The sequence below is a fragment of the Sphingomonas sp. URJC2 genome, from assembly GCF_059803575.1.
This window is the reverse complement of record NZ_JAPFGX010000001.1, coordinates 160,351-186,604: the sequence shown is the minus strand read 5'-3', so window position 1 is coordinate 186,604 and position 26,254 is coordinate 160,351. Positions and strand designations below refer to the sequence as shown.

The 26,254-nt window shown below is 66.3% G+C and carries 25 protein-coding genes and 1 tRNA gene; 23 read left to right on the top strand and 3 right to left on the bottom strand.

What is annotated here, in order from left to right; all coding sequences use genetic code 11:
• The first annotated feature begins 1 nt into the window (after position 1).
• The 13 genes from OPU66_RS00895 to OPU66_RS00835 all read left to right on the top strand — a co-directional run bounded on the left by OPU66_RS00895 (position 2) and on the right by OPU66_RS00835 (position 9,931).
• Positions 2-1,360, top strand: a complete 1,359-nt coding sequence (locus OPU66_RS00895; RefSeq protein ID WP_498551711.1) for a DUF3526 domain-containing protein — start codon at positions 2-4, stop codon at positions 1,358-1,360.
• Positions 1,360-3,372, top strand: a complete 2,013-nt coding sequence (locus tag OPU66_RS00890; RefSeq protein WP_498551710.1) for a TonB-dependent receptor — start codon at positions 1,360-1,362, stop codon at positions 3,370-3,372. The genes OPU66_RS00895 and OPU66_RS00890 overlap by 1 nt, the downstream gene beginning before the upstream one ends.
• A gap of 252 nt (positions 3,373-3,624) precedes the next feature.
• Complete coding sequence (locus OPU66_RS00885) at positions 3,625-4,260, top strand: PEPxxWA-CTERM sorting domain-containing protein (RefSeq protein WP_498551709.1); 636 nt, start codon at positions 3,625-3,627, stop codon at positions 4,258-4,260.
• Positions 4,261-4,644: 384 nt separating this feature from the next.
• Positions 4,645-5,889 (top strand): tyrosine-type recombinase/integrase, encoded by a 1,245-nt coding sequence (locus OPU66_RS00880; RefSeq protein WP_498551708.1) that lies wholly within the window; start codon positions 4,645-4,647, stop codon positions 5,887-5,889.
• Positions 5,886-6,125, top strand: coding sequence for a hypothetical protein (locus tag OPU66_RS00875; protein ID WP_498551707.1), 240 nt, complete (start codon positions 5,886-5,888; stop codon positions 6,123-6,125). The genes OPU66_RS00880 and OPU66_RS00875 overlap by 4 nt, the downstream gene beginning before the upstream one ends.
• Positions 6,122-6,871 carry a hypothetical protein gene (locus OPU66_RS00870; protein WP_498551706.1) on the top strand — a complete coding sequence of 250 codons (750 nt, stop codon included), beginning with the start codon at positions 6,122-6,124 and terminating at the stop codon, positions 6,869-6,871. Before OPU66_RS00875 ends, OPU66_RS00870 begins: the two co-directional genes overlap by 4 nt.
• An 87-nt stretch (positions 6,872-6,958) precedes the next feature.
• A complete protein-coding gene (locus OPU66_RS00865) occupies positions 6,959-7,141 on the top strand; it encodes a helix-turn-helix domain-containing protein (protein ID WP_498551705.1) in 183 nt (60 codons plus the stop codon).
• Positions 7,142-7,331: 190 nt separating this feature from the next.
• A complete protein-coding gene (locus OPU66_RS00860; RefSeq protein WP_498551704.1) occupies positions 7,332-7,532 on the top strand; it encodes a hypothetical protein in 201 nt (66 codons plus the stop codon).
• Positions 7,532-7,822, top strand: a complete 291-nt coding sequence (locus tag OPU66_RS00855) for a hypothetical protein (protein WP_498551703.1) — start codon at positions 7,532-7,534, stop codon at positions 7,820-7,822. Before OPU66_RS00860 ends, OPU66_RS00855 begins: the two co-directional genes overlap by 1 nt.
• Complete coding sequence (locus OPU66_RS00850) at positions 7,819-8,646, top strand: hypothetical protein (RefSeq protein WP_498551702.1); 828 nt, start codon at positions 7,819-7,821, stop codon at positions 8,644-8,646. The genes OPU66_RS00855 and OPU66_RS00850 overlap by 4 nt, the downstream gene beginning before the upstream one ends.
• A 2-nt stretch (positions 8,647-8,648) precedes the next feature.
• The gene (locus OPU66_RS00845; protein WP_498551701.1) at positions 8,649-9,350 is read left to right on the top strand and encodes a hypothetical protein; all 702 of its coding nucleotides are present in this window, start codon (positions 8,649-8,651) and stop codon (positions 9,348-9,350) included.
• Complete coding sequence (locus OPU66_RS00840) at positions 9,259-9,468, top strand: HGGxSTG domain-containing protein (RefSeq protein ID WP_498551700.1); 210 nt, start codon at positions 9,259-9,261, stop codon at positions 9,466-9,468. Before OPU66_RS00845 ends, OPU66_RS00840 begins: the two co-directional genes overlap by 92 nt.
• Positions 9,469-9,517: 49 nt before the next feature.
• Entirely contained in the window at positions 9,518-9,931 is a 414-nt protein-coding gene (locus OPU66_RS00835) for a type II toxin-antitoxin system PemK/MazF family toxin (RefSeq protein WP_498551699.1), read from the top strand.
• 499 nt (positions 9,932-10,430) lie between these two features.
• Here the strand turns inward: OPU66_RS00835 and OPU66_RS00830 are convergent.
• Positions 10,431-10,520: transfer RNA gene (locus tag OPU66_RS00830), tRNA-Ser, on the bottom strand.
• Between the two features lie 114 nt (positions 10,521-10,634).
• Positions 10,635-11,012, bottom strand: a complete 378-nt coding sequence (locus OPU66_RS00825) for a DUF2147 domain-containing protein (RefSeq protein WP_498551698.1) — start codon at positions 11,010-11,012, stop codon at positions 10,635-10,637.
• Positions 11,013-11,353: 341 nt separating this feature from the next.
• Here OPU66_RS00825 and katG point away from each other — a divergent pair, with 341 nt between their 5' ends.
• From katG to mazG, 10 genes are all read left to right on the top strand, one after another.
• The gene (gene katG, locus OPU66_RS00820; RefSeq protein ID WP_498551697.1) at positions 11,354-13,573 is read left to right on the top strand and encodes a catalase/peroxidase HPI; all 2,220 of its coding nucleotides are present in this window, start codon (positions 11,354-11,356) and stop codon (positions 13,571-13,573) included.
• Positions 13,574-13,651: 78 nt separating this feature from the next.
• On the top strand, positions 13,652-17,146 hold the full coding sequence (locus tag OPU66_RS00815) for a S41 family peptidase (protein WP_498551696.1): 3,495 nt from the start codon (positions 13,652-13,654) through the stop codon (positions 17,144-17,146).
• A 286-nt stretch (positions 17,147-17,432) separates the two neighbouring features.
• On the top strand, positions 17,433-18,596 hold the full coding sequence (locus OPU66_RS00810) for a lytic murein transglycosylase (protein WP_498551695.1): 1,164 nt from the start codon (positions 17,433-17,435) through the stop codon (positions 18,594-18,596).
• 84 nt (positions 18,597-18,680) lie between these two features.
• Positions 18,681-19,313, top strand: a complete 633-nt coding sequence (gene tmk / locus OPU66_RS00805; RefSeq protein ID WP_498551694.1) for a dTMP kinase — start codon at positions 18,681-18,683, stop codon at positions 19,311-19,313.
• Positions 19,310-20,302 carry a DNA polymerase III delta subunit-related protein gene (locus OPU66_RS00800; protein ID WP_498551693.1) on the top strand — a complete coding sequence of 331 codons (993 nt, stop codon included), beginning with the start codon at positions 19,310-19,312 and terminating at the stop codon, positions 20,300-20,302. The genes tmk and OPU66_RS00800 overlap by 4 nt, the downstream gene beginning before the upstream one ends.
• Positions 20,303-20,307: 5 nt before the next feature.
• Positions 20,308-21,849, top strand: a complete 1,542-nt coding sequence (gene metG / locus OPU66_RS00795; protein WP_498551692.1) for a methionine--tRNA ligase — start codon at positions 20,308-20,310, stop codon at positions 21,847-21,849.
• On the top strand, positions 21,849-22,628 hold the full coding sequence (locus OPU66_RS00790) for a TatD family hydrolase (protein WP_498551691.1): 780 nt from the start codon (positions 21,849-21,851) through the stop codon (positions 22,626-22,628). The genes metG and OPU66_RS00790 overlap by 1 nt, the downstream gene beginning before the upstream one ends.
• Positions 22,625-23,407 carry an MBL fold metallo-hydrolase gene (locus OPU66_RS00785; protein WP_498551690.1) on the top strand — a complete coding sequence of 261 codons (783 nt, stop codon included), beginning with the start codon at positions 22,625-22,627 and terminating at the stop codon, positions 23,405-23,407. Before OPU66_RS00790 ends, OPU66_RS00785 begins: the two co-directional genes overlap by 4 nt.
• Positions 23,404-24,030 (top strand): retropepsin-like aspartic protease family protein, encoded by a 627-nt coding sequence (locus OPU66_RS00780; RefSeq protein ID WP_498551689.1) that lies wholly within the window; start codon positions 23,404-23,406, stop codon positions 24,028-24,030. The genes OPU66_RS00785 and OPU66_RS00780 overlap by 4 nt, the downstream gene beginning before the upstream one ends.
• 58 nt (positions 24,031-24,088) lie before the next feature.
• On the top strand, positions 24,089-24,904 hold the full coding sequence (mazG, locus tag OPU66_RS00775) for a nucleoside triphosphate pyrophosphohydrolase (RefSeq protein ID WP_498551688.1): 816 nt from the start codon (positions 24,089-24,091) through the stop codon (positions 24,902-24,904).
• Positions 24,905-24,931: 27 nt separating this feature from the next.
• On the opposite strand, the gene hemN is transcribed toward mazG, so the two are convergent.
• Entirely contained in the window at positions 24,932-26,251 is a 1,320-nt protein-coding gene (hemN, locus tag OPU66_RS00770; RefSeq protein WP_498551687.1) for an oxygen-independent coproporphyrinogen III oxidase, read from the bottom strand.
• Between the last annotated feature and the right edge of the window lie 3 nt (positions 26,252-26,254).

Below are 26,254 nucleotides of genomic sequence, written 5' to 3'. Positions count from 1 at the left end.
CATGCTGCGGCTGATCGCGCTCGAACTGCGGATCGTCCTGCGCGACCGCGCGGCGCTGTGCCTGCTGGCAGTGCTGCTGGGGGCGCTGGCATTGGCCTGCCTGTCGGGGCGCGCGTTGATGCAGAGCCAGGTCGATGGCCGCGCCGCCGCGCAGGCGCGGCAGAACGAAGCAACCACCCAGCTGCGCGACCGGCTTGCCGATGCCGGGATGCCGCCGGAGGAGGCCATTCTCACCCCCTATCGCCTGCGCCAGGTGCTGATCGCGCCGCTGCCGGTGCTGGTCGATGCCAGCGCGGGACGGGCGCCGGTTGATCCCTATACCGCGACGGTGTCGATGCGGGCGACCAGGGATACGCTGTTCCAGCGCACCGGGCTGGACAACCCCGAACTGCTGGTCCGCGGCGGGATCGACCTGGGCTTCGTGGTCGTGGTGCTGGCGCCGCTGGTGCTGATCGGGCTGTGCTACGGCCTGTTCGCGGCCGACCGCGACAGCGGTGTCGCGCGGCTGATCCTGGCGCAGGCGGGCAGCCCGCTCAAGCTGATCGGCGCGCGCGTCATCCCGCGGCTGGTGCTGGTGCTGGCGCCGATCGTGGCGGCGATGCTGACGATGCTGGCAACCGGGCCGGATGTGGCGGGGCGCTGGCCGGCGGCGGGGGTGTGGCTGCTGGTGGCGGCGCTGTTCCTGATATTCTGGGCCACCTGCGCTGCCTGGGTCAACAGCCTCGCCGTCAGTGCCGAGGCGGCGGCCTTCATGCTCGTCGCCCTCTGGGCGCTGCTGACGCTGGTGGCCCCAGCCGCATGTTCCGCCCTTGTGCAGGCAAGCTATCCGCCGCCTTCGCGTTTTGAACAGATCGCTGCCGCGCGTGCCGCCGAGGTCGCTTCGACCGAAGCCTATGAGAATGATCACCCCGAAATCGCATCGGGCGCGTTTGCGGGCCGTCTCGCGTCGATCCGCAAGACATGGGACGTGGCGCAGAAGGTCGAAGCGGCGACCGCACCGATCGATCGCCGCTTTGCGGTGCAGCTTGCCGCGCAGCAACGCGTTGCCGAAACCCTGTCATGGGTTTCTCCCGCGCTGGTGGCGAGGCGCGCGCTTGAGCGGTCTGCCGGGACGGACGCGGCGACCGGGCAGGGCTTTCGCGCGGCGGGCAATGCCTATCTCGCCGTCTTTCGCGCCTATGGCGGCGGCTTTGTCGCGCGCGGCGCGATCATGCGGAGCGGGGACGCCGCGTTGATGCCGCGCTTCACATGGTCGCCCGGACGGGGTGCTCCCTGGCCTGAAATCGCGCTGCTGATCGGACTTGCCGGCGGCCTGATCTTGCTTGCAGCCCGTCGCTTTGCGCGCCTGAAACTGGCCTGATGCCGATGCGCAATGGCCTGGCATGGGCGGTGCTGGCGGCACCGGCATATCTTGCCCCGGTGCATTCCGCCGCTGCGCAAGCGCCTGCGCCGCCGGCCGAAGACGCGCCCGACGGGGAGACGCCGCAAGGCTCTGCCACGACACCGGCGATCGCGCTGGTCAACCGCTCTGAAGAGAACGTCATCACGCAGGCCTCGGATGCGTTCGGGACCAGCGTGGGGGATGAAAGCATCGGGCTGTATAACGGCGGCAATGTCCGGGGGTTTTCAGCCTTCGCCGCGCAGAATGTGCGGATCGAAGGGCTTTATTTCGATTCCCAGGGTGCCTTCAGCGACGCGGTGCGGGCAGGATCGACCATCCAGGTCGGCGTGTCCGCGCTTGGCTATCCGTTCCCGGCCCCCACCGGCATTGTCGACTTTTCCCTGCGCCGCGTGGGCGACAAGCCGGTTGTGAGCGCGCGCACCGGCTTTGGCGATTTCTTTGCCGCCTTTGCCACGGTCGATGCCGCACTGCCGCTGACCGGCGACCTCGATCTCAACATCGGCGCCGGGGTGGAAGAGTTCGTCTATCCCGATGGCGCCGACTTCTGGTTCGTGCGCTATGGCGGGGTTGCCCGCTGGCGGCCTGCCAAGGGCGTGGAACTGACCGGCTTTTACAGCCGGTATGACTATTTCGACGAAGAGACGACGCCGGTGATCTTCACCGCCGGCGCGTTTCTGCCGCGGCGCATCGCGCGCAATCGCTTTTTCGGGCAGGACTGGGCCGACTGGGCGGGCCATTCGCAAAACTTCGGCGGCATGGCGAAGGTCAACCGCGGACCGTGGCGGATCGGGCTGGGCCTGTTCTCGTCGCGCTTCACCATCGATCAATTCGGGGCGAATTTCTTCGCCAACACCCGGGCAGACGGCAGCGCTGAACGGCAGGTGCTGCTGGGCCGCGATCAGGTGTCGCAATCCTATTCGGGCGAGCTGCTGGTCGAACGCGGTTTCACCGAAGGCCCGCGCAGCCACCGCCTCATCGCCTCGGCGCGGTTTCGGCGGGTGGATGACGATCTCGGCGGCTTCGCCTTCCGCAGCCTTGGCCCCGGCATGATCGATGCAGCCGTTGCACTGCCCGAACCCGATGTCGCCTTTGGCGCGCTGACCCGCGACGAAATCCGGCAGGAGACCGGCGCGCTCGGCTATGCGATGCTCTGGCAAGGGCTGGGCGAGATCAACCTTGGCGTGCAGAAAACCCGCTACCGCAAGGAAGTGCGCGCGCCGGGGCGTGTCCCGACGGCCAACGAAGACAGCCCGATCCTGTGGAATGCGTCGGCAGCGATCACCGCGATCGAGGGGCTGGCCGTATATGCCGCCACCACGCGCGGGCTTGAGGAAAGCGGCACCGCCCCGGCCTTTGCGGCGAACGCCAATCTGACCCTGCCGGCACTGCGCACCCGCCAGGTCGAGGCCGGGATGCGCTGGACGCTGTCGAAAAACGTCAAGCTGATTGCGGGACTGTTCGACGTGCGGCGCCCCTATTTCGAGCTTGACGGCGACAATGTCTTTCGTGTGCTGGGCGATGTGAAACATCAGGGGGCGGAGGTTTCGCTGACGGCCCGGCCGCTTGCGGGGCTGAACCTGGTGGCGGGTGCGGTGCTGATGCGCCCGCGTGTCACCGGTGAGGCGGTGCAGCAGGGGCGGCTCGGCGAAAGACCGCTCGGCCGGGTGGGCACCACCCTCGACCTCCGGATCGACTATCAGCCGCCCGCCTTCGATGCCCTGTCGGTCGATCTGGGCATCAACTACACCGGCAGGCGCGCGGCAAGGATCGACAACGCGCTGTTCATCCCCCAGCGCGCGACCCTCGATCTGGGCGCGCGCTATCGTTTCAGGCTGGGCCGCACCCCAACGGTGTTGCGCACGCAGATCGCCAATCTGACCAACGTCTTTGGCTGGAACGTGACGGGCGGGGGCGGCTTTCAATACATTGCGTCGCGGCGGCTCAACCTGTCCCTGTCGGCCGACTTCTGAGGCCCGGCAAAGAGTCGGTGCGGCGCGGCCGCCCATCTGCGCCTCTCGCTGCTGGTCGATAGATGGCGGACAGGTGGGTGGCGGCGGCGTTCAGAATCTACCCCCGCTGCCCAATGTCGAACAGGGGATCAGGCAGAGCGCGCGCGGCGACCGGAAAGCTCTGGCGGCACATGTCGCCGCGATTGATCACTGGCGGGCCGAGCGCCGGCCAGGCGGCAACTGATCCGAAATGGTCACAAATCTGGACGCGGCTTGTCTGTTGACCCGCTCGACAAAAGGTTGACGGCCATTAACACTCCGCGCGTCAAAGGGGAGTTTGATATGATCAAGGGGTTGATCGCGGCTGCGGCCGCGCTTGTGGCGGTGCCCGCGCAGGCGGCGGATGTCGATCCGCTGACGTTCGGGGCTGTGTCCGACAGCTTCACACGCATCGGCACGCCGAGCGACCAGAACATCTTTTTCAGCGGCGGCATTCTCCGCGCATGGCTGCTGACCTTCAACCGGGCGCGCTTGCCCGCTTTCGACCCGAGCGCCGATTTTACCCTGAACAACGTCACTCCGGCGCTGGGCAGCGGCGGGGGCGTCGACAATATCACGCTCAGCTACAGCACGGCGCTCGACCGGATGACGGTGTTCGGCGCGGCCGCGGGCGAGGATATCGACCAGAACGCTAACGACGTGTTTTTCACCATCGACAACGTGTTTCGCGGCACCGCGACGGTCGGGCAGATCAGGTTTTCGAGTTCCCAGAGTGCGGGCGGCTTCTGGCAGTCCAATTATCAGTTCGCAGCCGTCCCTGAGCCGGCCAGCTGGGCAATGATGATCGGCGGCTTCGGCCTTGCCGGCGCGGCGGTGCGGCGTCGCCGTGTCAGCCTCGGCTTCGCCTGAACGGCGCGCGGATCGGGGCCAGACAAAGGCCCCGATCCGCGACGTGCCGGCCACGCCCTCGATGCCGGTCGTGTCCCAGTTGCCTTGTCGGCCACTTTGACTGTCTCGCGAGAGAAGCCCCGGCCGAATAGCGCATGTCGCGGCCGGCGGCGCTGGTCCCTGACAAAGTGCCACCGGACTACGGCCGGTTGGCGCAGTGGCATCATGGCGGACAGGGTGTCCCCAAAACTGTCGTCCCGATACATCCGCTGGCATTTAGAAAAATGCAGAAAACCGAAGATAATCCGGCCAATCCAACTCTGTTCCCGTCCCGTTCCATTCGGTTGCGTTCCCATAAATCCGGCGTATTATCGGGGAACGGATTTGGGAACGGAGACGCCAGCCATGCCCCGCAAGCTCAGCAACGCCCTAACGCCATTGGCGGTCAAGAACGCGAAGCCCGGACGCCACGCGGACGGGGGCGGGCTGCACTTGCTGGTGAAAGAAACCGGCGCGCGGTCATGGGTCTATCGCTTCATGCTCAAGGGCAAGTCGCGCGACATTGGATTGGGCGCGGCTGGACAAGGCGGCATTTCCCTTGCCGATGCCCGCACGGCCCGTGATGCCTTGCGGCTCAAGGTGAAGGCGGGGATTGATCCACTGGAGGAACGCCAGCGGGAGGCCACAGAGGCGCTTGCGGCAGCTCAGGCGGCTGCAATTGCCGGAATGACGTTCAAGGCCGTGGCAGAGGCCTATATCGCCGCGAATGAGGCAAGCTGGCGCAATGACAAGCACCGGCAGCAATGGCGCAACACGCTGGCCAGCTACGTCTATCCCGTCATGGGCGACTTGCCGGTTGCCGAAATTGGCACGGCGCATGTGCTGAAAATCCTTGAACCGATCTGGCAGGACAAGCCCGAAACCGCCAGCCGCATCCGTGGCCGGATTGAAACCGTGCTCGATGCCGCCAAGGCGCGCGGGTATCGGGAGGGCGAAAACCCTGCCCGTTGGCGCGGCCATATCGCGCAAATCCTGCCTGCCCGTTCCCGGCTCACGCGCGGGCACCATAAGGCCATGCCGTATGAGGCAATTCCGGCATTCATGGCGAAGCTGCGCGAGCGGGAGGCAATGGCGGCGCTGGCGCTGGAGTTTGTCATTCTGACCGCCACGCGCACTAGCGAAGTGCTAGGGGCGACTTGGGCCGAAGTCGATTTGGACAAGGCAATCTGGACCGTGCCAGCGTCTCGCATGAAGGCGGGCAAGGAACATCGCATTCCCCTGTCCCCGCGCGCTGTCGAGATTCTGGAGGCCTTGAAACCGCTAGGCAAGGCCACCCTGTTTCCAGCCGACAAGGGCGGCAAGCTGTCCACAATGGCCATGTCGATGCTGCTTCGCCGCATGAAGCTGGAATGCACTGTTCACGGCTTCCGTTCGGGCTTCCGCGATTGGGCAGCCGAATGCACCGGCTATGCGCATGAAGTCTGCGAAATGGCGCTGGCCCATGTGATCGGCAACAAGTCCGAAGCGGCTTACCGGCGCGGTGATCTATTCGACAAGCGGCGGCGGCTCATGGCCGATTGGGCCACCTATTGCGCCAGCAACGGCGCGACTGGTGCCAAGGTTTCGCCAATCCGGGGAGCGGCGGCATGAACGAAGCACTTTCCCCCCTCGAACTGGAATTGGCAGCTTACAGTCCGCTGGAGTTGGCCGAACTGGACGATGCCGTTAGCATTTTACTGGAGGCCGCGAATGACGGAACGGCGATTTACGCTGCTGCCCGGCGCGCGGTTTACGCAACCCTGAGATTCGCAATCTCCAGATACCTAACGGCTGAGGCGGATGCCAGCCGCACGGCGACAATCATTCCGTTTCGGGGGCAGAAATGAGCGAAAAGGAGGACTTCGTAAGCACGCTGCATCTCACTGACCCTTGGATTGCGGCAATCACGCCAGAGAGGATAGCGAGCGCCCTTGACGGGTTCACCTTGCAGCTAGCAGCTGGATGGCATTTTCGGCGCTTAGCCCGCGCGATTCAAGATGTCGCCGATTTTGCAAGGGGTGATCGCCCGCAGAGTAATGCCGAAGCCATCAAGCAACTGAGCGGCTTGGCAAAGAAGGCTAAGGCACTTCACCAAGCCATTGCGCGCCTCGGCGACACAGCGGAGGCGGCAGCGTTCTGGGAGGTGTTTCGATACTTGGAAGGGCCGCAGAACCCTGATGGCGCGGATTACGAAAACGACTACTTGGGCTTAATGCACAAACCCTTGGAAACCATCGCTAACATTCTTGCGCGGGCCGCGTCTCAAGTTGGAACCCAGCCGGGCCAACCGCCCAAGTGGCGGAAAAGGCAAGGCTACGAGAGGCGGGTTAACTTCGCAATGGCACTAACACCAGTGTTCCAGAGCGCATTCGACACGCCAGCGCGTGCGAACAATTGGAGCGCGGAATATGGCAACGAACACCCTTGGCCCGAATTTTACCGACGTATCTATGTCGAGCTGTTTCCGGGCGCAGAGCGGCTAAATCTTCCCGAAGTGCTGCAAGAGGCGGCGCGTCAACTGCCGCATGTGGAGGCGATGAAACAATGGCTGGCCGGGCAGGAAGCTACTCTCCCCGAAAATTTCAGCGAATAGCTTCCTAGAGGGGCAACCCCCTCAGCAAATAGATGTTGCCCCGCAACGTTCGGGCGATCCCGCACGGACCTTGCGGGACACGTCTAAATGAAAGCATACGGCACTTTGCCCGAAGCTCAGCAATTCACGGGCATGTCGCGCACGCGACTTTATGAATTGCTCCAGCAAAACAAGATCACCGCTCGAAAGGCCGGGCGGCGCACGTTGATCTCGTTTGCCGATCTCGAAGCCTATCTGGCCAGCCTCCCGACCTATCAGGCGGGAGCATGAGCGATGGCGGCACATATGCAAAACCCCGGCGGTTGCATCGCCGGGGCTTCGCGCAATCAACTTGGCCGCTGGTTGCATTCCCCCTCTACCGCATCGGACTGGCAGGCTCAAACGCTTTCCTTCCGTTTCTGCCTGTCGCCTTGGATGGCGCGGGATATGGCGCGGCTCTGCTTTGGGGAGGGCCGTTGCAATGACTGAGCGGCCCTTTTCCGATCACCGGGCAGCCGCGCTTGCGCTGCTTGCCGGCAATCACCGGCTCAGCCGCAAGGCCGGGCAATTCCTTGGCCAGCTTGCGGTCGATTCCACGCCCATGAGCGAAGCGCAGGCCGATTGGCTGGCGAAGCTACTGGACCGCGCGGGCTTGCCGCCGATGGCAGAGGGGGGCGCGTAATGGGCACCTATCCCGACGCACCGGGGCACCGGAACGTGGAAACCTCGATTGCCGCTGCCGATGCCCTTGCGCCTAAGCTGGGGCGGCTCCAGCGCATGGCAGAGGGCGCAATCCGCGATGCTGGCGCGCACGGCCTTACCGCCGATGAACTGGCAGCGCGACTCGATATGGACCGCTGGTCAATCCAGCCGCGCACCAGCGAACTGAGGCGCAAGGGGCTTATCCGTGATAGCGGGCAGCGCAGGCCGAATAGCACCGGCAAGCTGGCCATTGTCTGGATTGCCGCATGATCGCTGCCGCCATGCCCAAGCCGCACAATAGCGCCCGGCATGGCGGCGCTTTGAAACTCCACCGGGATTGCGGTTTCGGTGGAGTTTCAATTGCACCGCTCCAGCCGCAATCGCCCATAAATCCGCCGATTGCCCGAACTGGCACGGCGCTTGCGAATAGTTACGTTACCTCTGGTGGGGCAGCCCTTTCCGCTGGAGGCACCGGCAGGGGCGGCGCGCGCAACCGTGCCGATCGGGAAAGCCATGCACTGACAGCCGCTCAGATTGGCAATCTCAAGGCCGCTGAGCGCCATGCCGAAAAAATCGGGCTGCCCTTTACCCGCATGATCTCGATTCACTGGCAGGCGGCTGGAGTGCCGTTGGCGGGCATGGCGAACGCGACCTATCGCTTTACCGATCTGCTGACAAAGGCACTGGCCCGGCATGGCAGCCGCACGGCATGGCTTTGGACGCATGAAAACGTCCCCGGCAACGGCCATGACAAAGGCGGGCACTGTCACTTGCTCGCGCACGTGTCTGCCGATCTCGTGCCCGTAATTACGGCCCTGCAACGGGGCTGGCTTCGCCGCATCACCGGGCAGCCTTACCGGGCGCGCGTGATCCACAGCAAACCGATAGGCGGGCGGCTGGGGCTGGAGGCAGGCAATCCCGATCTCCACGCCGTCAATCTGGAGGCAGCGCTTGCCTATGTCCTGAAGGGGGCAAGCCCTGAGGCCGCGTCACAATTCGGCCTGGAGCGGCTGGAACCGGGCGGGCGCGTGATCGGCAAGCGTTGCGGCAACTCTCAAAACATCGGCGCGAAGGCGCGCAAGGCAAAGGACTGACAATGGCGAAAAAGGCAAAAGCCAATCCCGGCGATGGACTGGTGGCACCGGGCGAAACCGGCAAGCTCGAAGTCGAAAAGCGGACAGACGAAAACATCGGGCGGACGCTGGCCCGGATCACGCTGGACCCGCAAATCCGCAATGCCAATTTGGCAATGTCGTTCGGCTCGCAAATGTTTGGCGACCAGCTCAAGCCCGATATTGCCGAAAGCAGCGCGGCGCTGGCGGAGGAAATTCAGCGGGCCTCGAAGGGCGATTTGTCGCTGGCCAGCCGCATATTCACATCGCAAGCGATCTCGCTGGACGCGCTCTTTACCGACATGGCCCGGCGCTCAGGCAACAACATGGCCCAATATCCCGACGCGGCGGAGAGATACATGCGGCTGGCGCTCAAGGCTCAAGCTGCCTGCCGTTCCACGCTGGAGGCGCTGGCGAGGCTCCACAAGCCGCGCGAGCAAACCGTGCGCCATGTGTATGTGAACGAGGGCGCGCAGGCCGTTATTGCCGATCAATTCCACCATTACGCCGGGGCGCACCGCAATGCAGAATCCGCCGAACAACCCCATGCAGCCGGAACCGGCGCGGCTGGCAGCGGCCCCGCGATGCTTGGCCATGACGAGGCAGGGAACGGCTTGCCAGTCACCGGCGGTCAACGGCGCGAAGCGATGCCGGATGCACGGCGGCAAGGGCAGCGGCGCACCTGAGGGCAACCGCAATGCTTGGAAGCACGGCGGGCGATCTGGCGACACCTTGGCAGCCGCTCGATACATGAGGGAGATTGCGCGGCTGGTGCAGGAAAACGGCACCATGTTCGATCAATAGAGACAGGGTGATTGGCAGATTAGCGGCAGCGCGTTAGGCGTCGTTCAATATGTCGTTACCCTATCATCCTCGACCCGGAACTATCGTCGTCTGTGATTATGCCAAGGGCGGTTTTCGGCCGCCGGAAATGGCCAAACGCAGGCTTGCGGTCACAGTGTCGCCAAAACTGAAGCGTCGGAATGACCTTGTAACTGTGGTTCCGCTTTCGGTCACTCGACCTTCGCCCGTGGAGGCGTGGCACGTCGCGCTAGCGATTGCTGTGCCGGACCCGTGGGGCGACGTGCCTCGATGGGCAAAGTGCGACATGGTGGCGACGGTTGGATATGATCGGCTGGATTTGCCGCACTTCCGTCACCACGTTACCGGCACAAGGCAATATTGGCAGCATGAACTTTCTGCCGAGCTTGTCGCCGAATTGCGACGTGCCGTCGCCAGCGCGCTTGGCATCGTCATTGCGGGTTAAGCATTCTCGGATTATATACGCTGCGTTCCTGCGCTGCCGAAAGGCATCAGGCTTAAGTCCAAGGAAACTTGGCATGGCCCTCGGCGATAACAAGCAGGGGGTCCGTTCCGGCCCCGAGACCATTTGGTTTCGGGGCCGTTTTCGTTTTGGCGCATGCCGCGCGCGAGGCGAATGCGGGAGTGACGGGAAATTGATCGGCTCCAATGCCGCGCTTTTCGGCGCTTTCAGTCGATTGCACTTTGTCCGTCATTTTTGACGGGGAAGCTACCATTTCCGCGAGGGCGCGGATTCCCTGCATTTCCAGCCGCGATTTGTCGCGTAGAGTGTGTATCGAACTGCACCCGCGCCAGCCGGGAAACTACCCTGATTTGGCCTGCCCGATCTGCAATCCCATTTTAGCGGCATTGTGAGCCTAAGCGCCTAGCGCCCGATCTATCGGGGAGCGGTTGTGGGAACTAGGCCGATCTATTGAAAAAGTATCAACAAAATCAATGGCAATTGGCGGACAGGGTGGGATTCGAACCCACGGTGGGCTTGCACCCACGGCGGTTTTCAAGACCGCTGCCTTAAACCACTCGGCCACCTGTCCGTTCCGATTGCCGCTTATCGCTGCGCGCCGCCGCCGCAAAGGGGAAACATGTCGGGATCGGCGCTTGCGGGGGCAGGGCAGCCAACTGCGTGGCGGCAATGGCAGCGCAGGCGATCAGTTGCCCAGCCTGGTCCATTGCTGAGATCGGCATCCGACGCGCCCGATCAGGCAGCCCTTGCCGAGCAAGGTGTTGTCGTCGATCACGCTGATCGTGCCCGAGAAGCTTTTGCCGATATCGGGCACGAACACTTTGCCCCGCCAGATGCCCGCCCGTTCCTGTTCGAAATCCTGGAAGAGACGGGTGCCGATCAGGGGATCCGTGCCGCCTTTGCGGGCATCGGCCTGGGCCTTGGCGCTGGCCCAGATCACGATCCCGCACATCCGCGGGCCGCAGGGCTGCGCCCGGACATGGACGCTGTTCTGCGGGTTTCTCCAGATGCCGAAGGAACGGTCGGCGGCGAGGGCCGCTGTGTGCGCGCCCAGCGTGAACATTGCCGCAAACGCCAGCCCCCCGGCCTGACGCAGGGCGAGATTGTTCGCCAACATGATCCATTGTTTCAGGACGATCATGCTCCTCTCCTGTTCCGGGCTGGCACCGGCCGATGGACGGTCGGGCAGAATAGTGCCGATCATTATGGTCCGGTAACTAGGTGATGTTCCCGGCAAAGCCGTCAAGCCGCCATGTCCGGCCGCCCCGCCCGCGCCGAGAAGCCGCTTCATCATCGTGGCATGCGGCCGGTCATTGCTGGCGGCGGCACCCGCGATCAGTTATTCTCCCGAGTATCGCACACGGGTGCGACCGGCCACCTATGCGCTCTGCAAGGAGAAGCGGTATGGATGCGAAAACGGGAGAGATTGGCGGCGGCTGCCCGGTTCATGGCAGCGCGCAGATGCGCAGCCTGCTCGGGCGCACCAACCGCGACTGGTGGCCGCAGGCGCTCCAGCTCGACATCCTGACCGAGCAGGGCCGGAGCGCCAATCCCTATGGCGCGTCGTTCGACTATGCCGAGGCGTTCACGAAGCTCGATTATCCGGCACTCAAGGCCGATCTGGCTGCGTTGATGACCGACAGCCAGCCTTGGTGGCCGGCCGATTACGGCCATTATGGCCCGTTCTTCATCCGCATGGCGTGGCACGCGGCCGGCACCTACCGCACCGGCGACGGGCGTGGCGGCGCCAATTCCGGGCAGCAGCGGTTTGCGCCGCTCAATTCCTGGCCGGACAATGGCAATCTCGACAAGGCGCGCCGGCTGTTGTGGCCGATCAAGCAGAAATATGGCCGCCACATCAGCTGGGCGGACCTGTTCATCCTGGCCGGCAATGTCGCGATCGAGAGCATGGGCGGGCCGGTGTTCGGCTTTGGCGGCGGCCGCGCCGACGTGTTCGAGCCCGAAAGCGTCTATTGGGGCACGGAAGAGCAGTGGGTGAATGAAGGCGTCGCCACGCGCATCCACCCTGCCGAGGGACGCGCGCTCGAAAATCCGCTGGCGGCGATCCAGATGGGGCTGATCTACGTCAACCCCGAAGGGCCGCAGGGCGATCCGCATGATCCCGAAGGCATGGCGCGCGACATGCGCGAAACCTTTGCCCGGATGGCGATGAACGACGAGGAAACCGTGGCGCTCACCGCCGGCGGCCATGCGTTCGGCAAGGCGCATGGCGCAAAGCCGGCGGACAGCTTTGCCGGCGCGCCCGAGAGCGAAGATCTGCACCGCATGGGCTTTGGCTGGCTGGTCGATGCGGACGAGATCGCCGCTGGGCACATCACCACCTCCGGGATCGAAGGCAGCTGGTCGAACAACCCGATCCGCTGGGGCGGGGACTATTTCCGGCTGCTGTTCAAATATGACTATGAGCTGGTGCAGTCCCCGGCGGGGGCATGGCAGTGGACGCCGATCAACCCCGACCCGGAAGACCTTGCCCCGGACGCGCGCGACCCGGCGAAGCGCGTGCCGACGATCATGACGACCGCTGACATGGCGCTGAAGCTCGACCCGGAGTATCGCCGGATTTCGGAGCGGTTCCGCGACGATCAGGCGGCGCTCGACGATGCGTTTGCGCGGGCGTGGTTCAAGCTGTGCCACCGCGATATGGGTCCGAAGATCCGCTATCTCGGGCCGGAGGTTCCGGCCGAAACGCTGATCTGGCAGGATCCGGTGCCGGCGGGCACGATGCCGGCTGACGCCGAAATCGCACGGTTCAAGGCCGCGATCCTGGGCAGCGGGCTGACCGTCAGCGCGCTGGTCAAGGCGGCCTGGGCGTCGGCATCGACCTATCGCAACTCGGACCATCGCGGCGGCGCCAATGGCGCGCGGGTGCGGCTTGAGCCGCAGCGCGGCTGGGCAGTCAATGATCCCGACGAGCTTGAGCATGTGCTGGCCATCATCGAACGGCATCGCGGGCAGCTGAGCATGGCCGATGCGATCGTACTCGCCGGGTCGGCGGCGGTCGAACAGGCCGCAAAGGCCGCCGGCTTCGATGTCGGCGTGCCGTTCCTCGGCGGGCGCGGGGATGCCAGCGCGGCGCAGACCGACGCCGCCAGCTTTGCGCCGCTCGAACCTTTTGCCGATGGCTTCCGCAATTATCTGAAGACCAAGGCGCAGGTCCGTACCGAAGAGATGCTGGTCGACCGGGCGCATCTGCTGGGGCTGTCGATCCCGGAAATGACGGTGCTGGTCGGCGGGATGCGCGCGCTGGGGGCTGTGAGCCGCCATGCCCGTCACGGCAATGCGATTGGCGTGCTGACCGACCGGGTGGGGACGCTGACGCCCGATTTCTTCCGCAATCTGCTCGACATGGGCACGGTGTGGCAGCCGGTCGATGACAGCGGGGACGAGGAATATGTCGGCCGCGACCGGGCGACGGGGGCCGAAAAATGGCGCGCGACCCGCACCGATCTGGTGTTCGGCGCAAACTCCATGCTTCGCGCGCAGGCGGAGGTCTATGCCGAGGCGGGCAATGAGGAGAAGTTCGTGCACGACTTCATCGCCGCCTGGACCAAGGTGATGAACGCCGACCGCTTCGATCTGAGCTACGCAAAGTATCACGGCTGAGTGCAGCCCGCCCGCGCCGCCGGGACGGATCTGCGCGGCTCAACGCGTCACGCGATCACATGCCGCTCATCGGCTGGGATGGACCCTTTACAGAAAATCGGGTGTATCTCGCGTGCCGCCCGACGATCCGTCGCACAAGGTCGGTCGGCGCTTTGCCGGCGCGAAATGCGATATGCCGGCCAGCATGGGCGAGGCGACAGGGGGGATATCATGAGACTGTTCGGGAGATTGATCGCAGGCGTTTGTGCGTTCGCCGTGACGCCTGTGGCCGCCGAGGAGGGCTTTTACCAGTTCCCGAGCGCGCGCGGTGATGTGCTGGTGTTTGCAAGCGAAGGCGACCTTTGGCGGACCGGCCGCGGAGGCGGGACAGCCGTGCGACTCACCAACCATCCGGCCGAAGAGCGGGAGGCCCATGTCTCTCCCGACGGCAGGCTCGTCGCATTCAGCGCCGCTTATGACAGCGAGCGCGATGTCTATGTCATGCCAGTGGCGGGCGGCACGCCGCGCCGCCTCACCTTCGAGGGTGGCTTTATCCAGGTGATCGGCTGGACGCCGGATGGCCGCGTGATGTTCTCGTCCCGGCTTGCTGGCGGCGGTCAGGGCGAGGTGCTCTACACTGTCTCTCCGCAAGGCGGGGAGGCGACACCTGTCCCGCTGTGGCGGGCCACCGATGCGACCTTTGGCAGCGATGGCCGCACGCTGTTTTTCTCCCGTCGCGGCCTGTTCGCCCGCGCGCGTGACAATGCGGTGCTCTATCGTGGCGGCGGGATGGAGCAATTGTGGCGCTGGACGATGGGGTCTGACGCCGAGGCCGTGCGCCTGCTCGCCGATTTCGGTGCGCCGATCCGGCACCCGATGTCGGCAGCCGGGCGCATCTGGTTCCTGTCCGACAAGAGCGGCAAGGACGCATTATGGTCGGTCGCGGAGGATGGGAGCGACCTTCGGCAGGTGTCGCCCGACCTGCCCTTTCCGGTGCTGCATGCGAGCATCGACGGCGATACCGCCTTCCTCCAGAACGGAGCTGATCTTTACGCCGTGTCGTTGGCGAGCGGCCGCCTGAGCAAGCTTTCCATCGACCTTGTGACCGATCGGGAACAGACCCGTATCCGCGCGCTTGGCGAGCCGCTTGGGCAGCTTGAGGCGGCGCGCATTTCGCCGTCGGGGGAGACGGTCGCGATCACGGCGCGGGGGCGGGTCGCGCTTGCAGCGCCCAAGCAGTTGCGGCGCGTCGAGTTTGCTGTGCCGGTGGCGGCGCGCGCGCGGCAGGCCGTGCTGGGGGGCGCGGGCGGCAAGGCGTTCATGATCCTCGATCAGGGGGATCGCGGTGACATCTTCGCAATGCCGGCGGACGGCACGGGCGCACCGACGGCGGTGACCAAGGGGTATGACGCCCATATCTGGTCCTTCGCCGTGGCCCCTGATGGCAAGACATTGGTGGTCTGGGACAAGGCGGCGCGGCTCCAGAAGGTCGATGTCGCAACCGGGCGCGTCACGCTGCTGGCGAAGAACGCCACCGGCGACGATAGCCCGTTCCGCGACCTTGTCTTCTCGCCTGATGGCAAGATGATCGCCTATGCGGAGGCCTCGCCGGCAAATGGCGGCAATACCTCTGATCTCTACGTGCAGATCCTTGCAACCGGTGAGCGGGTCAAGGCGACATCGGGCAAGTATAACGACTATGCGCCCGCCTTCGCGCATGACGGGGCATGGCTGTATTTCCTGTCCGACCGCAATTTCGATCCGACGCCGGGCAGCCCGTGGGGCGACCGCAACATGGGCGTCGCCTTTCCCAAGCGTGGCGAGATTTACGCTCTCCAGCTCGACCCCGCGGCCAGGTTCCGCTTCCGCGAGGACAATGAGCTTACGGTGAGCAAGGAGGATCGCGAGAAGCGCGAGGCCGAGGCTGCCGCAGCCACGGGCGAGCGGGGCAAGGACACAGCCAAGGCCGGGGCAGAAAAGGCGCAAAAACCCGCCAGCATCGTGCTCTCCGGTCTTGCCGAGCGCCTTTACAAGGTGCCTGCCAAGCCGGGTGTCGGCGGGCAGCTGCTGGCCAGCGAGAAGTTCCTCTACACCCGTCGCGACGCAGACGGCGGCGGGGGCGGGGGCGGGGCCGGCGACGTGGTCGCCATCGCCATCGACAAGAGCGATCCCAAAGAGGAGGTCTTCGCCAGGGGCGCGCTCGACTTTGCGCTGGCCGCCAACGGCAAAACCGCGATGGTCGTCACCGGTGCGCCGGCCAAGCCCGTGCTGGCGCTGGTTCCGGCCGAGGCGAAGATGCCGGAAAAGCCTGCGCCGTTCCTGTTGCGGCTCGACGATTGGCGGCTGATCGTCGATCCGAGGGCGGAATGGCGGCAGATGTTCGTCGATGCCTGGCGGATGCACCGCGACTTCGCCTATGATCCGGCGTTGCGCGGGGTCGACTGGAGTGCGGTGCGCGCCGCACATGAGCCGATGCTCGAGCGGATCGGCCACCGCGCCGAACTCAACACGATCCTTGGCCTGATGGCGTCGCAGCTCGGCATCCTCCACAGCCAGGTGCGCGCCGGCGATCTGCCGGGCGACAGCGAGAACCCCGCCATGGCGTTTCTCGGGGCGAGCTATACCCCGGTCGCGCAGGGCCTCCGCATCGATCGCATTCTGCGGTCGGAGGACGATCTGGTGTCGCTGCGACCCCCGCTGCGCCGCCCCGGCGTCGATGTGCGTGAGGGCGACGTCATTCGGCTGGTCGATGGCCGTGCGGTCGCCTCGCTTGCCGATCTCCGGCTCGCACTGGCGGGCAAGGCGGGCCAGCAGGTCCGGCTCGATCTCGTGCGCGCAGGAACGACACTCAGCGCGATCGTGGAACCGATGACGATCCAGGGGCTTGAGACGGCAAATTATCTCGATCATGTCGAGGTAAAGCGCGCCCAGACCAGCACGCTGTCGGGCGGGAAGATTGGCTATATCAGCCTGCGTTCGATGGGATCGTCCGACATTTCAAGCTTTGCCCGCGACTGGTTTCCCCAGCTCGACAAGCCGGGCCTTGTCATCGACGTTCGCGGCAACAATGGTGGCAATATCGACAGCATCATTGTCGCCATGCTGATGCGCCGCGCCTGGGCGTTCTGGGCCAAGCCCGACGGAACCGGGACTGCGACGACCAACATGCAGAACGCATATCGCGGCCATGTCGCGGTGCTGATCGACGAGCGCACCTATTCGGACGGCGAAACCTTTGCCGGTGCGGTCAAGGCGCTCGGGCTGGCTCCGCTCATTGGCCAGCGGACCGCAGGGGCGGGCATATGGCTGTCGGATCGCAACCGCCTTGCCGACAATGGCGGGGTGCGGATCGCCGAGAACGCGCAGTACAGCATCGACGGGCGCTGGATCGTCGAGGGGTATGGCGTGTCGCCCGATCATGAGGTCGACAATCCGCCGGCCGCAACCTTTAAGGGCGAAGACGCGCAGCTGCGCGCGGCTGTCGCGCTGCTGGAAGCGAAGATCCTGCGCGAACCGGTGCCGACGCTGGTGCCGCGGCCACTCCCGACGCTTGGCACGCCGGGAGGTGACGTTTTTGCGCTTCCGCGAAGGTGATCACCATGCGGACACCGGAAAAACCCGCCTGAAGCGCTGGCGAGGCTTGATCGACCATAGCCGAAAGCGGACCGGCGCTTTGCGGGCAAAGGCGGTGAAGACGCCGGTGGGCAGCGACCACATCACCGCACCGTCATGATGGTGCAGGGGCATCCCATTGCATCCCGGCCCGTTGCCGCGCGCCACCACAAAGGGGCAGCAAGCCGGGACGGGCGGTGGCGGGGCTGCGACAAGCCATCTTCGCGCCCGCCCGCTCCTGTGGCAGGGAAGGGGCGAGGAGATGGCGATGGGCGGATCATGGCGCAGGGCCGCAGGGCTGTGGCGCGCGGGGCTGCGGGGAGGGGCGCTGACGGCGTTGCTTGCCGGGCCGGCGCTGGCGCAGCCGGCAGGCGGTGTTCCAGCGGCTCCGGGCCAGCCGGGCGTGGCGCAAATCGCCCAGGCCGGCGATCCGGCCGCAGCGACGCCGGGGGCTGGCGCAGAGGCGGGCTTTGCCGCGTTTCTGGCGCAGCTGCGTGCCCGGGCGCTGGGTGAGGGGGTGAGCGCGGCGACGCTCGATGCCGTGCTGCCGACACTCAGCTTCAACCCGCGCGTGATCGAGCTGGACCGGTCGCAGCCCGGCGGCAATCCGGCATCCACCGCGCCCGCCGCGCGCATTCCCGCCTTTGCGCCCTATCGCGCCCGCCATGTCGATGCCGCGCGCATCACCCGCGGCCGCGCGCGTTATCAGGCGCTGGCCTCGATCCTGGCGCGGATCGAGGCACAGACCGGTGTTCCCGCGCCGGTGATCGTCGCCATCTGGGGGCATGAAACCAATTATGGCAGCTATACTGGCGGGTTCGATCTGCCCCGGTCGCTCGCCTCGCTTGCCTATGAGGGGCGGCGGCGGGAGCTGTTCACCGCCGAGCTGATCGCGACGCTCAAGCTGATCGACCGGGGCATTCCGCGCGAACGGATCAAGGGCAGCTGGGCCGGGGCGACCGGGCATCCGCAGTTCCTGCCCAGCGTCTATCTGCGCGTTGCGCGCGACGGCGACGGCGATGGCCGCGCCGATATCTGGGGCAGCGAGGCCGATGCGCTCGCCTCCATCGCCGCCTATTTCGTCGATGCCGGGTGGCGGCGGGGCCGGCCCTGGGGCGTGCCGGCGAGCGCGCCGCCCTTTCTGGACCGGCAGGCGATTGCCGGGCGGCTGGACTCGCCGCGCTGCCCGCGCGTGCATGGCCGGCACAGCCGCTGGCTGACCGTGGCCGAATGGCGCGCACGCGGCGTCGTGCAGACCGGTGGCCCCGCGCTGGCCGATGACGAGCTGGCAAGCCTGATCGAGCCGGACGGGCCGGGCGCCCCCGCTTATCTGCTCACCGGCAACTATCGCGTGATCCTCGACTATAATTGTTCCAACTTCTACGCGCTGTCGGTCGGCCTGCTGGCCGATGCGGTCGTGCCCGCGTCATGATCCGTTCAACCCGTCCAGAGGTTCGATGCCCCGCCTGATCCGCCCGCCCGTGTTTCCGAGATTGACGGGGCCTTTGACGGGGCCATGCGCGTGACCGGCCGGTTCATCAGCCTTGAAGGCGGGGAAGGCATGGGCAAATCGACCCAGCTGCTGCTGCTGGCCGAGGCGCTGAAGGCGCGCGGGCTGAATGTCGTCACCACGCGCGAACCGGGCGGCACGCCGGGGGCGGAGGCGATCCGGGGGCTGTTGATGACCGGCGCGGTCGATCGCTGGTCGCCGCGCACCGAGGCGCTGCTGTTCGCCGCCGCGCGCGCCGACCATGTCGAACGGGTGATCCGCCCGGCGCTGGCCGCCGGCTGCTGGGTGGTGTGCGACCGGTTCATCGATTCCACCCGCGCCTATCAGGGGCTGGCCGGCGGGTTGACCGATGACGAGATATTGGCGCTGCACCGCGTCGGCAGCGAAGGGCTGATGCCCGACCGCACTCTGGTGCTGACCATGCCGGTGGCTGCCGCCACCGCGCGGATGGTCGCCCGCGACGGCGCCGATGCCGACCGTTTCGCCGCGCGCAATGACGGGTTTCTGGACCGGGTGGCGGAGGCGTTCGTGGCGCTCGCCGCGCGCGAGCCGGAGCGGTTTCGCCTGATCGCCGCCGATGGCCCGGCCGAGGCGGTGACCGCACGGCTGCTCGCCGCGCTCGACGATCTGACGTCATGACGGCGCTGCGCGGGCACGAGGCGCAGACCGCCGCCTTTGTCGAGGCGATGCGCGGCGGGCGGCTGCACCATGCCTGGCTGCTCGCCGGGCCGAAAGGGGTGGGCAAGGGCGGCTTTGCCCGTGCGGCGGCCGCGCGGCTGCTGGCCGAAGCCGCCGGCCCGCCGCCTGCGGGCGAGGGGCTGACGGTGCCCGCCGATCACCCGACCGCAAAGCTGATCGCCGCCGACGCCCATCCCGATTTCCGGGTGATCGAACGGCTGGTGCGCGAGGGGCGGGGCGAGGAACTGGCGCGCAACATCAGCATCGATCAGATCCGCGCGCTGATCCCGATGCTGGGCATGGCCCCGGCGCTGTCCACCCGCCGGGTGATCGTGATCGACGCGGTCGACGATCTGGAGCGCGCGGGGGCCAACGCGCTGCTCAAAAGCCTCGAAGAGCCGCCGGCGGGCACGATCTTCCTGCTCGTCAGCCATTCGCCCGGGCGGCTGCTGCCGACGATCCGGTCGCGCTGCCGGATTCTGCGTTTCCAGTCACTTGGCGATGACGTCATGGCAGCAGCGCTGGCCGATGCGCTGGCCGGGGCGACCCCGGACGAGCTGACCGCGCTGGTGCGCGCGGGCGGCGGCGCGCCGGGGCAGGCGCTGCGCTTTGCCGGGCTCGACCTTGCCGGGCTGGACGCGGCGCTCGCCCGGATCGCGGACACCGGCGATGCCGGCAATGCCGAGCGGCTGGCGCTTGCCAAGGCGCTGTCGGCCAAATCGGTGCAGCCGCGCTATCAGGCGTTTCTCGAGCGCGCGCCGGCCTTTCTGGTCGATCGCGCCCGCACCGCGCGGGGCGCGCAGCTCGCCGCGATCCTGGGCGAATGGGAACGCGCGCGCGATCTTGCCGCCAGCGCATTGCCGCTGTCGCTCGACCCGCAGGCGACGGTATTTCAACTGTGCGGCCATGTGGCCGCGCTTGCCCGGACGCGCGCACACGCTAAAGGCTGACGGCCATGGCCAAGCCCTTTTATCTCACCACCGCGATCAGCTATCCCAATGGCCGGCCTCATATCGGTCATGCCTATGAAGCGATTGCGGCCGATGCCGTCGCCCGGTTCCAGCGCATGTCGGGCCGCGAAGTGTTTTTTCAGACCGGTACCGACGAACACGGGCTGAAAATGGTCCAGACGGCGCGCGACAAGGGCGTGGACGTGACCGCGCTTGCCGACGAGATGTCGTCTTATTTCAGGGCGATGTGCGACGCCCTCAATATTTCATATGATCGTTTCATCCGCACCACCGAGCCGGATCATCACGCCGCGAGCCAGGCGATCTGGAACGCGATGGCGGCGCGCGGCGACCTGTATCTGGGACGTTATGAGGGCTGGTATTCGGTCCGCGACGAGGCCTTTTACGATGAAAAGGAACTGGTCGACGGGGAAGGGGGCGTGCGCCTGTCGCCGCAGGGTACCCCGGTCGAATGGACGGTCGAGGAAAGCTGGTTTTTCCGCCTGTCGCGTTATCAGGAACCGCTGCTCGCGCTTTACCGCGACAATCCCGATTTCATCCGCCCCGAGGCGCGCCGCAACGAGGTGATCCGCTTTGTCGAGGCGGGGCTGGCCGATCTGTCGGTGTCGCGCACCAGCTTCGACTGGGGGGTGAAGGTGCCGGGGGCGGACGGCCATGTCATGTATGTGTGGGTCGATGCGCTCACCAATTATCTGACCGGCGCGGGCTATCCCGATGCCGGCTATACCGGGCGCTGGCCGGCCGATCTGCATGTCATCGGCAAGGATATTGTGCGTTTCCACGCGGTCTATTGGCCGGCATTCCTGATGTCGGCGGGAATTGCGTTGCCGCATCAGGTGTTCGGCCACGGCTTCCTGCTCCACCGCGGCGAGAAAATGTCCAAATCGCTCGGCAATGTCGTCGATCCGCTTGAACTGGCCGAACGGTTCGGCGTCGACGGGCTGCGTTATTTCCTGCTGCGCGAGGTCGTGTTCGGGCAGGATGGGAGCTATTCGGCCGAGGCGATCGTCACCCGCGTCAATGCCGATCTGGCCAACAGCTTCGGCAATCTCGCCCAGCGGGTGCTGAGCTTCATCGCCAAGAATCTGGGCCGGGTGCCGGGTGCCGGGCGCGGCGATGCCGCCGATGATGCGCTGCTCGATCTGGTCGCGCAGGCGACGCGCCACGACGTGCCGGCGGCCTTTGGCGAACTGGCGCTGTCGCAGGCGTGCGAGGCGTGGATGCGCGGCGTGTTTGCGTGCAACCAATATGTCGATGCCCAGGCCCCATGGGCGCTGCGCAAGACCGATCCGGAGCGAATGGAGGCGGTGCTGCGCACGCTGCTGCTCGCGCTGCGCGATCTGGCGATTGCGATCCGGCCGGTCATTCCCGGCTCGGCCGACCGGCTGCTCGACCTGCTCGGCGTCGCCGGCGACCGGCGCGGCTATGCCGATCTTGCCGACCGCGACTGGCTGGACAGCACGATGCTGGCCGCGCCCAGCCCGATCTTTCCCCGGCTGGATCTGCCGGCCGACGGGGAGGGGTGATGCGCCTCACCGACAGCCATTGCCATCTGAACTATGCCGGGCTGGTCGAGGATCAGGACGGCGTGATCGCGCGCGCGCGCGCAGCGGGCGTCGCGACGATGCTCAACATCTCGACGCGGGCGCGCGAATGGGATGATGTGATCGGCGTGGCCGAGCGCCATGACGATATCTGGGCCAGTGTCGGCATCCACCCGCACGAAGCCGATGCCCATCCCGAGATCGACACCGACCGGCTGGTCGCGCGCGCCGCGCACCCCAAGGTGGTGGCCATCGGCGAAACCGGGCTGGATTATTATTACGACCATAGCGACCGCGCGCGGCAGCAGGACAGTTTCCGCGCCCATATCGCCGCCGCGCGCCAGACCGGTCTGCCGATCATCGTCCACACCCGCGATGCGGAGGCGGACAGCCACAGGCTGATCGCCGACGAAATGGCGGCCGGCGAATATCGCGGCGTCATCCACTGTTTCACCGCCAGCCACGATTTCGCGGTGCGGATGCTCGACCTCGGCTTCTATATCTCGCTGTCGGGCATCGTGACGTTCAAGAACGCCCGCGACCTGCAGGAAACGGCGCGGATGATCCCCGAAGACCGGCTGCTGATCGAAACCGATGCGCCCTTCCTTGCCCCGGTGCCACATCGCGGCAAGCCGTGCGAGCCGGCGTTCGTGGCCGATACCGCGCAATTTCTCGCCGGTCTGCGCGGCACCGCTGCCGCGGCGCTGGCCGAGACGACGACCGCAAACTTTCACCGGCTATTTACCAAGGCCGCGCGGTGAAGGTTACCATCCTCGGCTGCGGCACGTCATCGGGCGTGCCGCGCGTCGGCGGGGATGGCAATGATGGCGATTGGGGCGCGTGCGATCCCGCCGAGCCGCGCAACCGCCGCCGCCGCGTCTCGATCCTGGTCGAAAGCGGCGACACGCGCATTCTGGTCGATACGACGCCCGATCTCCGGGAGCAGCTGCTCGGTGCCGGAATCGGCTGGCTGAGCGCGGTCATCTGGACGCATGACCATGCCGATCATGTCCATGGCCTTGATGATCTGCGGCCGCTGTTCCACCGCATGGGCCGGCCGGTTCCCGGCTATGCGCGGCCGAACACGGCGGCGGTGCTGCGGCGGCGCTTCGGCTATGTGTTCAGCGGCGAACCGGGCTATCCGGCGATTGCGACGCTCGATGCGCTGGGCGACGACATGGCGATCGGCGACATCCGGCTGCGCGTGACCGACCAGCCGCACGGGGGCATCACCTCGGCCGGGCTGCGCTTCGACAGCCGGGGCAAGTCGGTGGTTTATGCCACCGATTTCAATCGCATGACCGATGACATGCAGAGTCTGTATCAAGGCTGCGACCTGTGGATCGTCGATGCGCTGCGCCGCGCGCCGCATCCGACCCATGCCCATCTGGACGATGTGCTGCGCTGGATCGCAGAGGTCAGGCCCGGCCGGGCGCTGCTGACCCATATGGACAATTCGATGGATTACCGCACGCTCTGCGCGGAGCTGCCCGAGGGCATGGCACCGGCTTATGACGGCCAGCAGCTGGTGCTGGGATGAGCGGCGATCAATATGCCCAGCTGGCCGGGGCGGTGCTGATGCTGGTGCTGGTCGGCTCCGGCCTGATCGCGCGGCGGCTGCCGCTCGGCTCGCTGGCGCGCATGGCGGCGGGGTGGCTGCTGATCATCGGCGCGGTGCTGGTTGCCGCCAGCTACCGGGTTGAGCTGGGTCGGCTTGCCAGCCGGATCATGGGCGATCTGGCCGGCGAACAGGGCCGCACGGTCGGCGGCACGCTGCACGTTCCGATGGCGGAGGATGGCCATTTCTGGGTGCGGGCGCGCGTCAATGGCATCGAGCGCCGCTTCCTGATCGACAGTGGTGCGACGCGCACGGCGATGGGACTGGATCAGGCCCGCGCGGCCGGGCTGGATATTGCGGACAATGGCTTTCCAGTCGTGCGGGGCACGGCAAATGGTCGTGTCGAGGCGCGCCGGGCGCGGATCGCCGAACTGCGGGTTGGCCCGATTGTGGCGCGCGATCTCGCGGCGGTGGTCGCGCCGGCCTTTGGCGACACCAATGTGCTGGGCATGAACTTCCTGTCGTCGCTGCGGTCATGGCGGGTCGAGGGCCGGACGCTGATCCTCGAGCCCGAGGGTGCCATGACCACGCCCGAGGGGGCGTGAACCCGGTGCTGGACGAGTGCGTATTTTACATAATGTATATTATCGGGATATTCTCACGATGAGCGGAACGAGCGAGAGCGCCCCTGCCGGGCCCGGGACGGCCCCCGAGGCCACCGATCCGAAGAACGCCCCCGCGGCGCTGGCGCGGCTGGCCTCGATCATGGCGCGGTTGCGCGATCCGGAACGCGGCTGCGAATGGGATGTCGCGCAGAGCTTTGCGACGATTGCGCCTTACACCATCGAGGAAGCCTATGAGGTCGCCGACGCGATTGCGCGGCATGATCTGCCCGCGCTTCGCGACGAGCTTGGCGATCTGGCGCTTCAGGTGGTGTTTCATGCGCGCATTGGCGAGGAAATGGGCGCATTCGATCTGGCCGATGTGCTTTCGGGCATCAGCGACAAGATGGAGCGCCGCCATCCGCATGTCTTCGGCGACGGAACGACGCCCGGCTGGGAAGCCGTCAAGGCGGCCGAACGCGCCGCCGCCAGCGCCGATGCCAGCGCGCTCGCCGGCGTAGCTCAGGCGCTCCCGGCGCTGCTGCGCGCGGAAAAGCTGCAGAAGCGCGCCGCGCGCACCGGCTTCGACTGGCCCGACGCGGCGGGCGCGCGGGCCAAGATCCTCGAGGAACTGGCCGAGGTCGATTCCGCCGATGCGGAGGACCGGGCAGACGAGATCGGCGATCTGCTGTTCGCCGTGGTCAACTTCGCGCGCCATTTGAACATCGACCCGGAAGAAGCTTTGCGGGCAGCCAATCGTAAGTTCGAAACGCGCTTTCGGGCGATGGAGGCAATGGCTGAGGATTTCGCCACCCTCGACCTCGCCGCCAAGGAGCAGCTGTGGCAGCGCGCAAAGCACGAGACCGGGCACGGCTGATCCGATGCAATCGGATCAGGCACGGCGCTATACCGCGCTGCTGAACTGGCGTTGCCCGGTTTCGCGGTGGCGGTCGAAACAGGCAGCGATGCCGCGCGCATAGGCCAAGGCCGACGGGTCGATGCGGATTTCGCCCCTGCCCAGCGTCACCAGCCCCGCTTCGGCAAACGGCATCAGCCGGTCCAGCGCGTCGGCAAAACGCCCGGGCGGCAGCGCAGCATGGCCCCGGCACAGCAGATGTTCGATGATCCGGCCGCGCATCTGGTCCTCCCCGTCGCGCAGCACCCCGCGTTCGGTGGCCAGCAGCCCGGCTGTGACGTTCATCCGGTAACGGCCCGCACTCTTGTCATTCTGGACGATCAGCTGCGGAAACTGGCTGATCGCACTGGCCCCCAGCCCCAAAAGATATTGTGAGGGGTCATCGGTAAAGCCTTGGAAGTTACGGAATATCCTATCCTGCCGGACCGCCCGTCCCATCGGATCCTCTGGCTTGGCGAAATGATCGAAGCCGATCGGGAGATAGCCATGCCGGGCGAGGAGATGATGGGCGAACGCCGCCTGGCGGAACCGGGCATAGCCATCGGGCAGATGGCTGGCATCGATCCGCCGCTGGCGCGGCAGCATGTGCGGCACATGCGCATAGCCGAACACCGCCAGCCGGTCGGCACCAAGGGCAACCGACTGGTGGATGCTGTCCTCCAGCGCCGCGATGTCCTGCCCCGGCAGGCCGTACATCAGATCATGGTTGATCGACGATATTCCCGCCCTGCGCAGCGCGGCGGTGACGTCAGCGATCATTTCGGTGGGCTGCACCCGGCCGATCCGCGCCTGCACATCAGCCGCGAAGCTCTGCACGCCCAGGCTGGCGCGCTGGAACCCGCACGCGGCGAGCATGTCTCCCCACCCGTCGTTCCAGCTGCGCGGATCGAGTTCGGTCGACAGGATCGGGGCCGGCGCGTCGAACCGGTCGCGCAGCTGGGCGACCAGCCCGGCCATCGCCTCGGCTGAAATCGCATTGGGGCTGCCGCCGCCAAAGGCGATCCGCCCCACCCGCACCCATGCCGCCACGCGCCGCGACAGCAGGTCGATTTCGGCGCTCAGTGCGTCGAGATAGGCGGTCAGCCGGGCAGCGCGGTTGGCGGCACCGGTGTTGCACCCGCAATACCAGCAGATTTCATGGCAATAGGGGATGTGGAGGTAAAGCGACACCTCCGCCCCTGCCGGAATGGCCGCCAGCGCCGCGTCATGCGCGCTGCGGTCGACCCCTTCGGTGAACTCGGCGGCGGTCGGATAGCTGGTGTAGCGCGGCACCGGCCGGGCGAGCAGATCGGGATGATAGGGCCACATGGG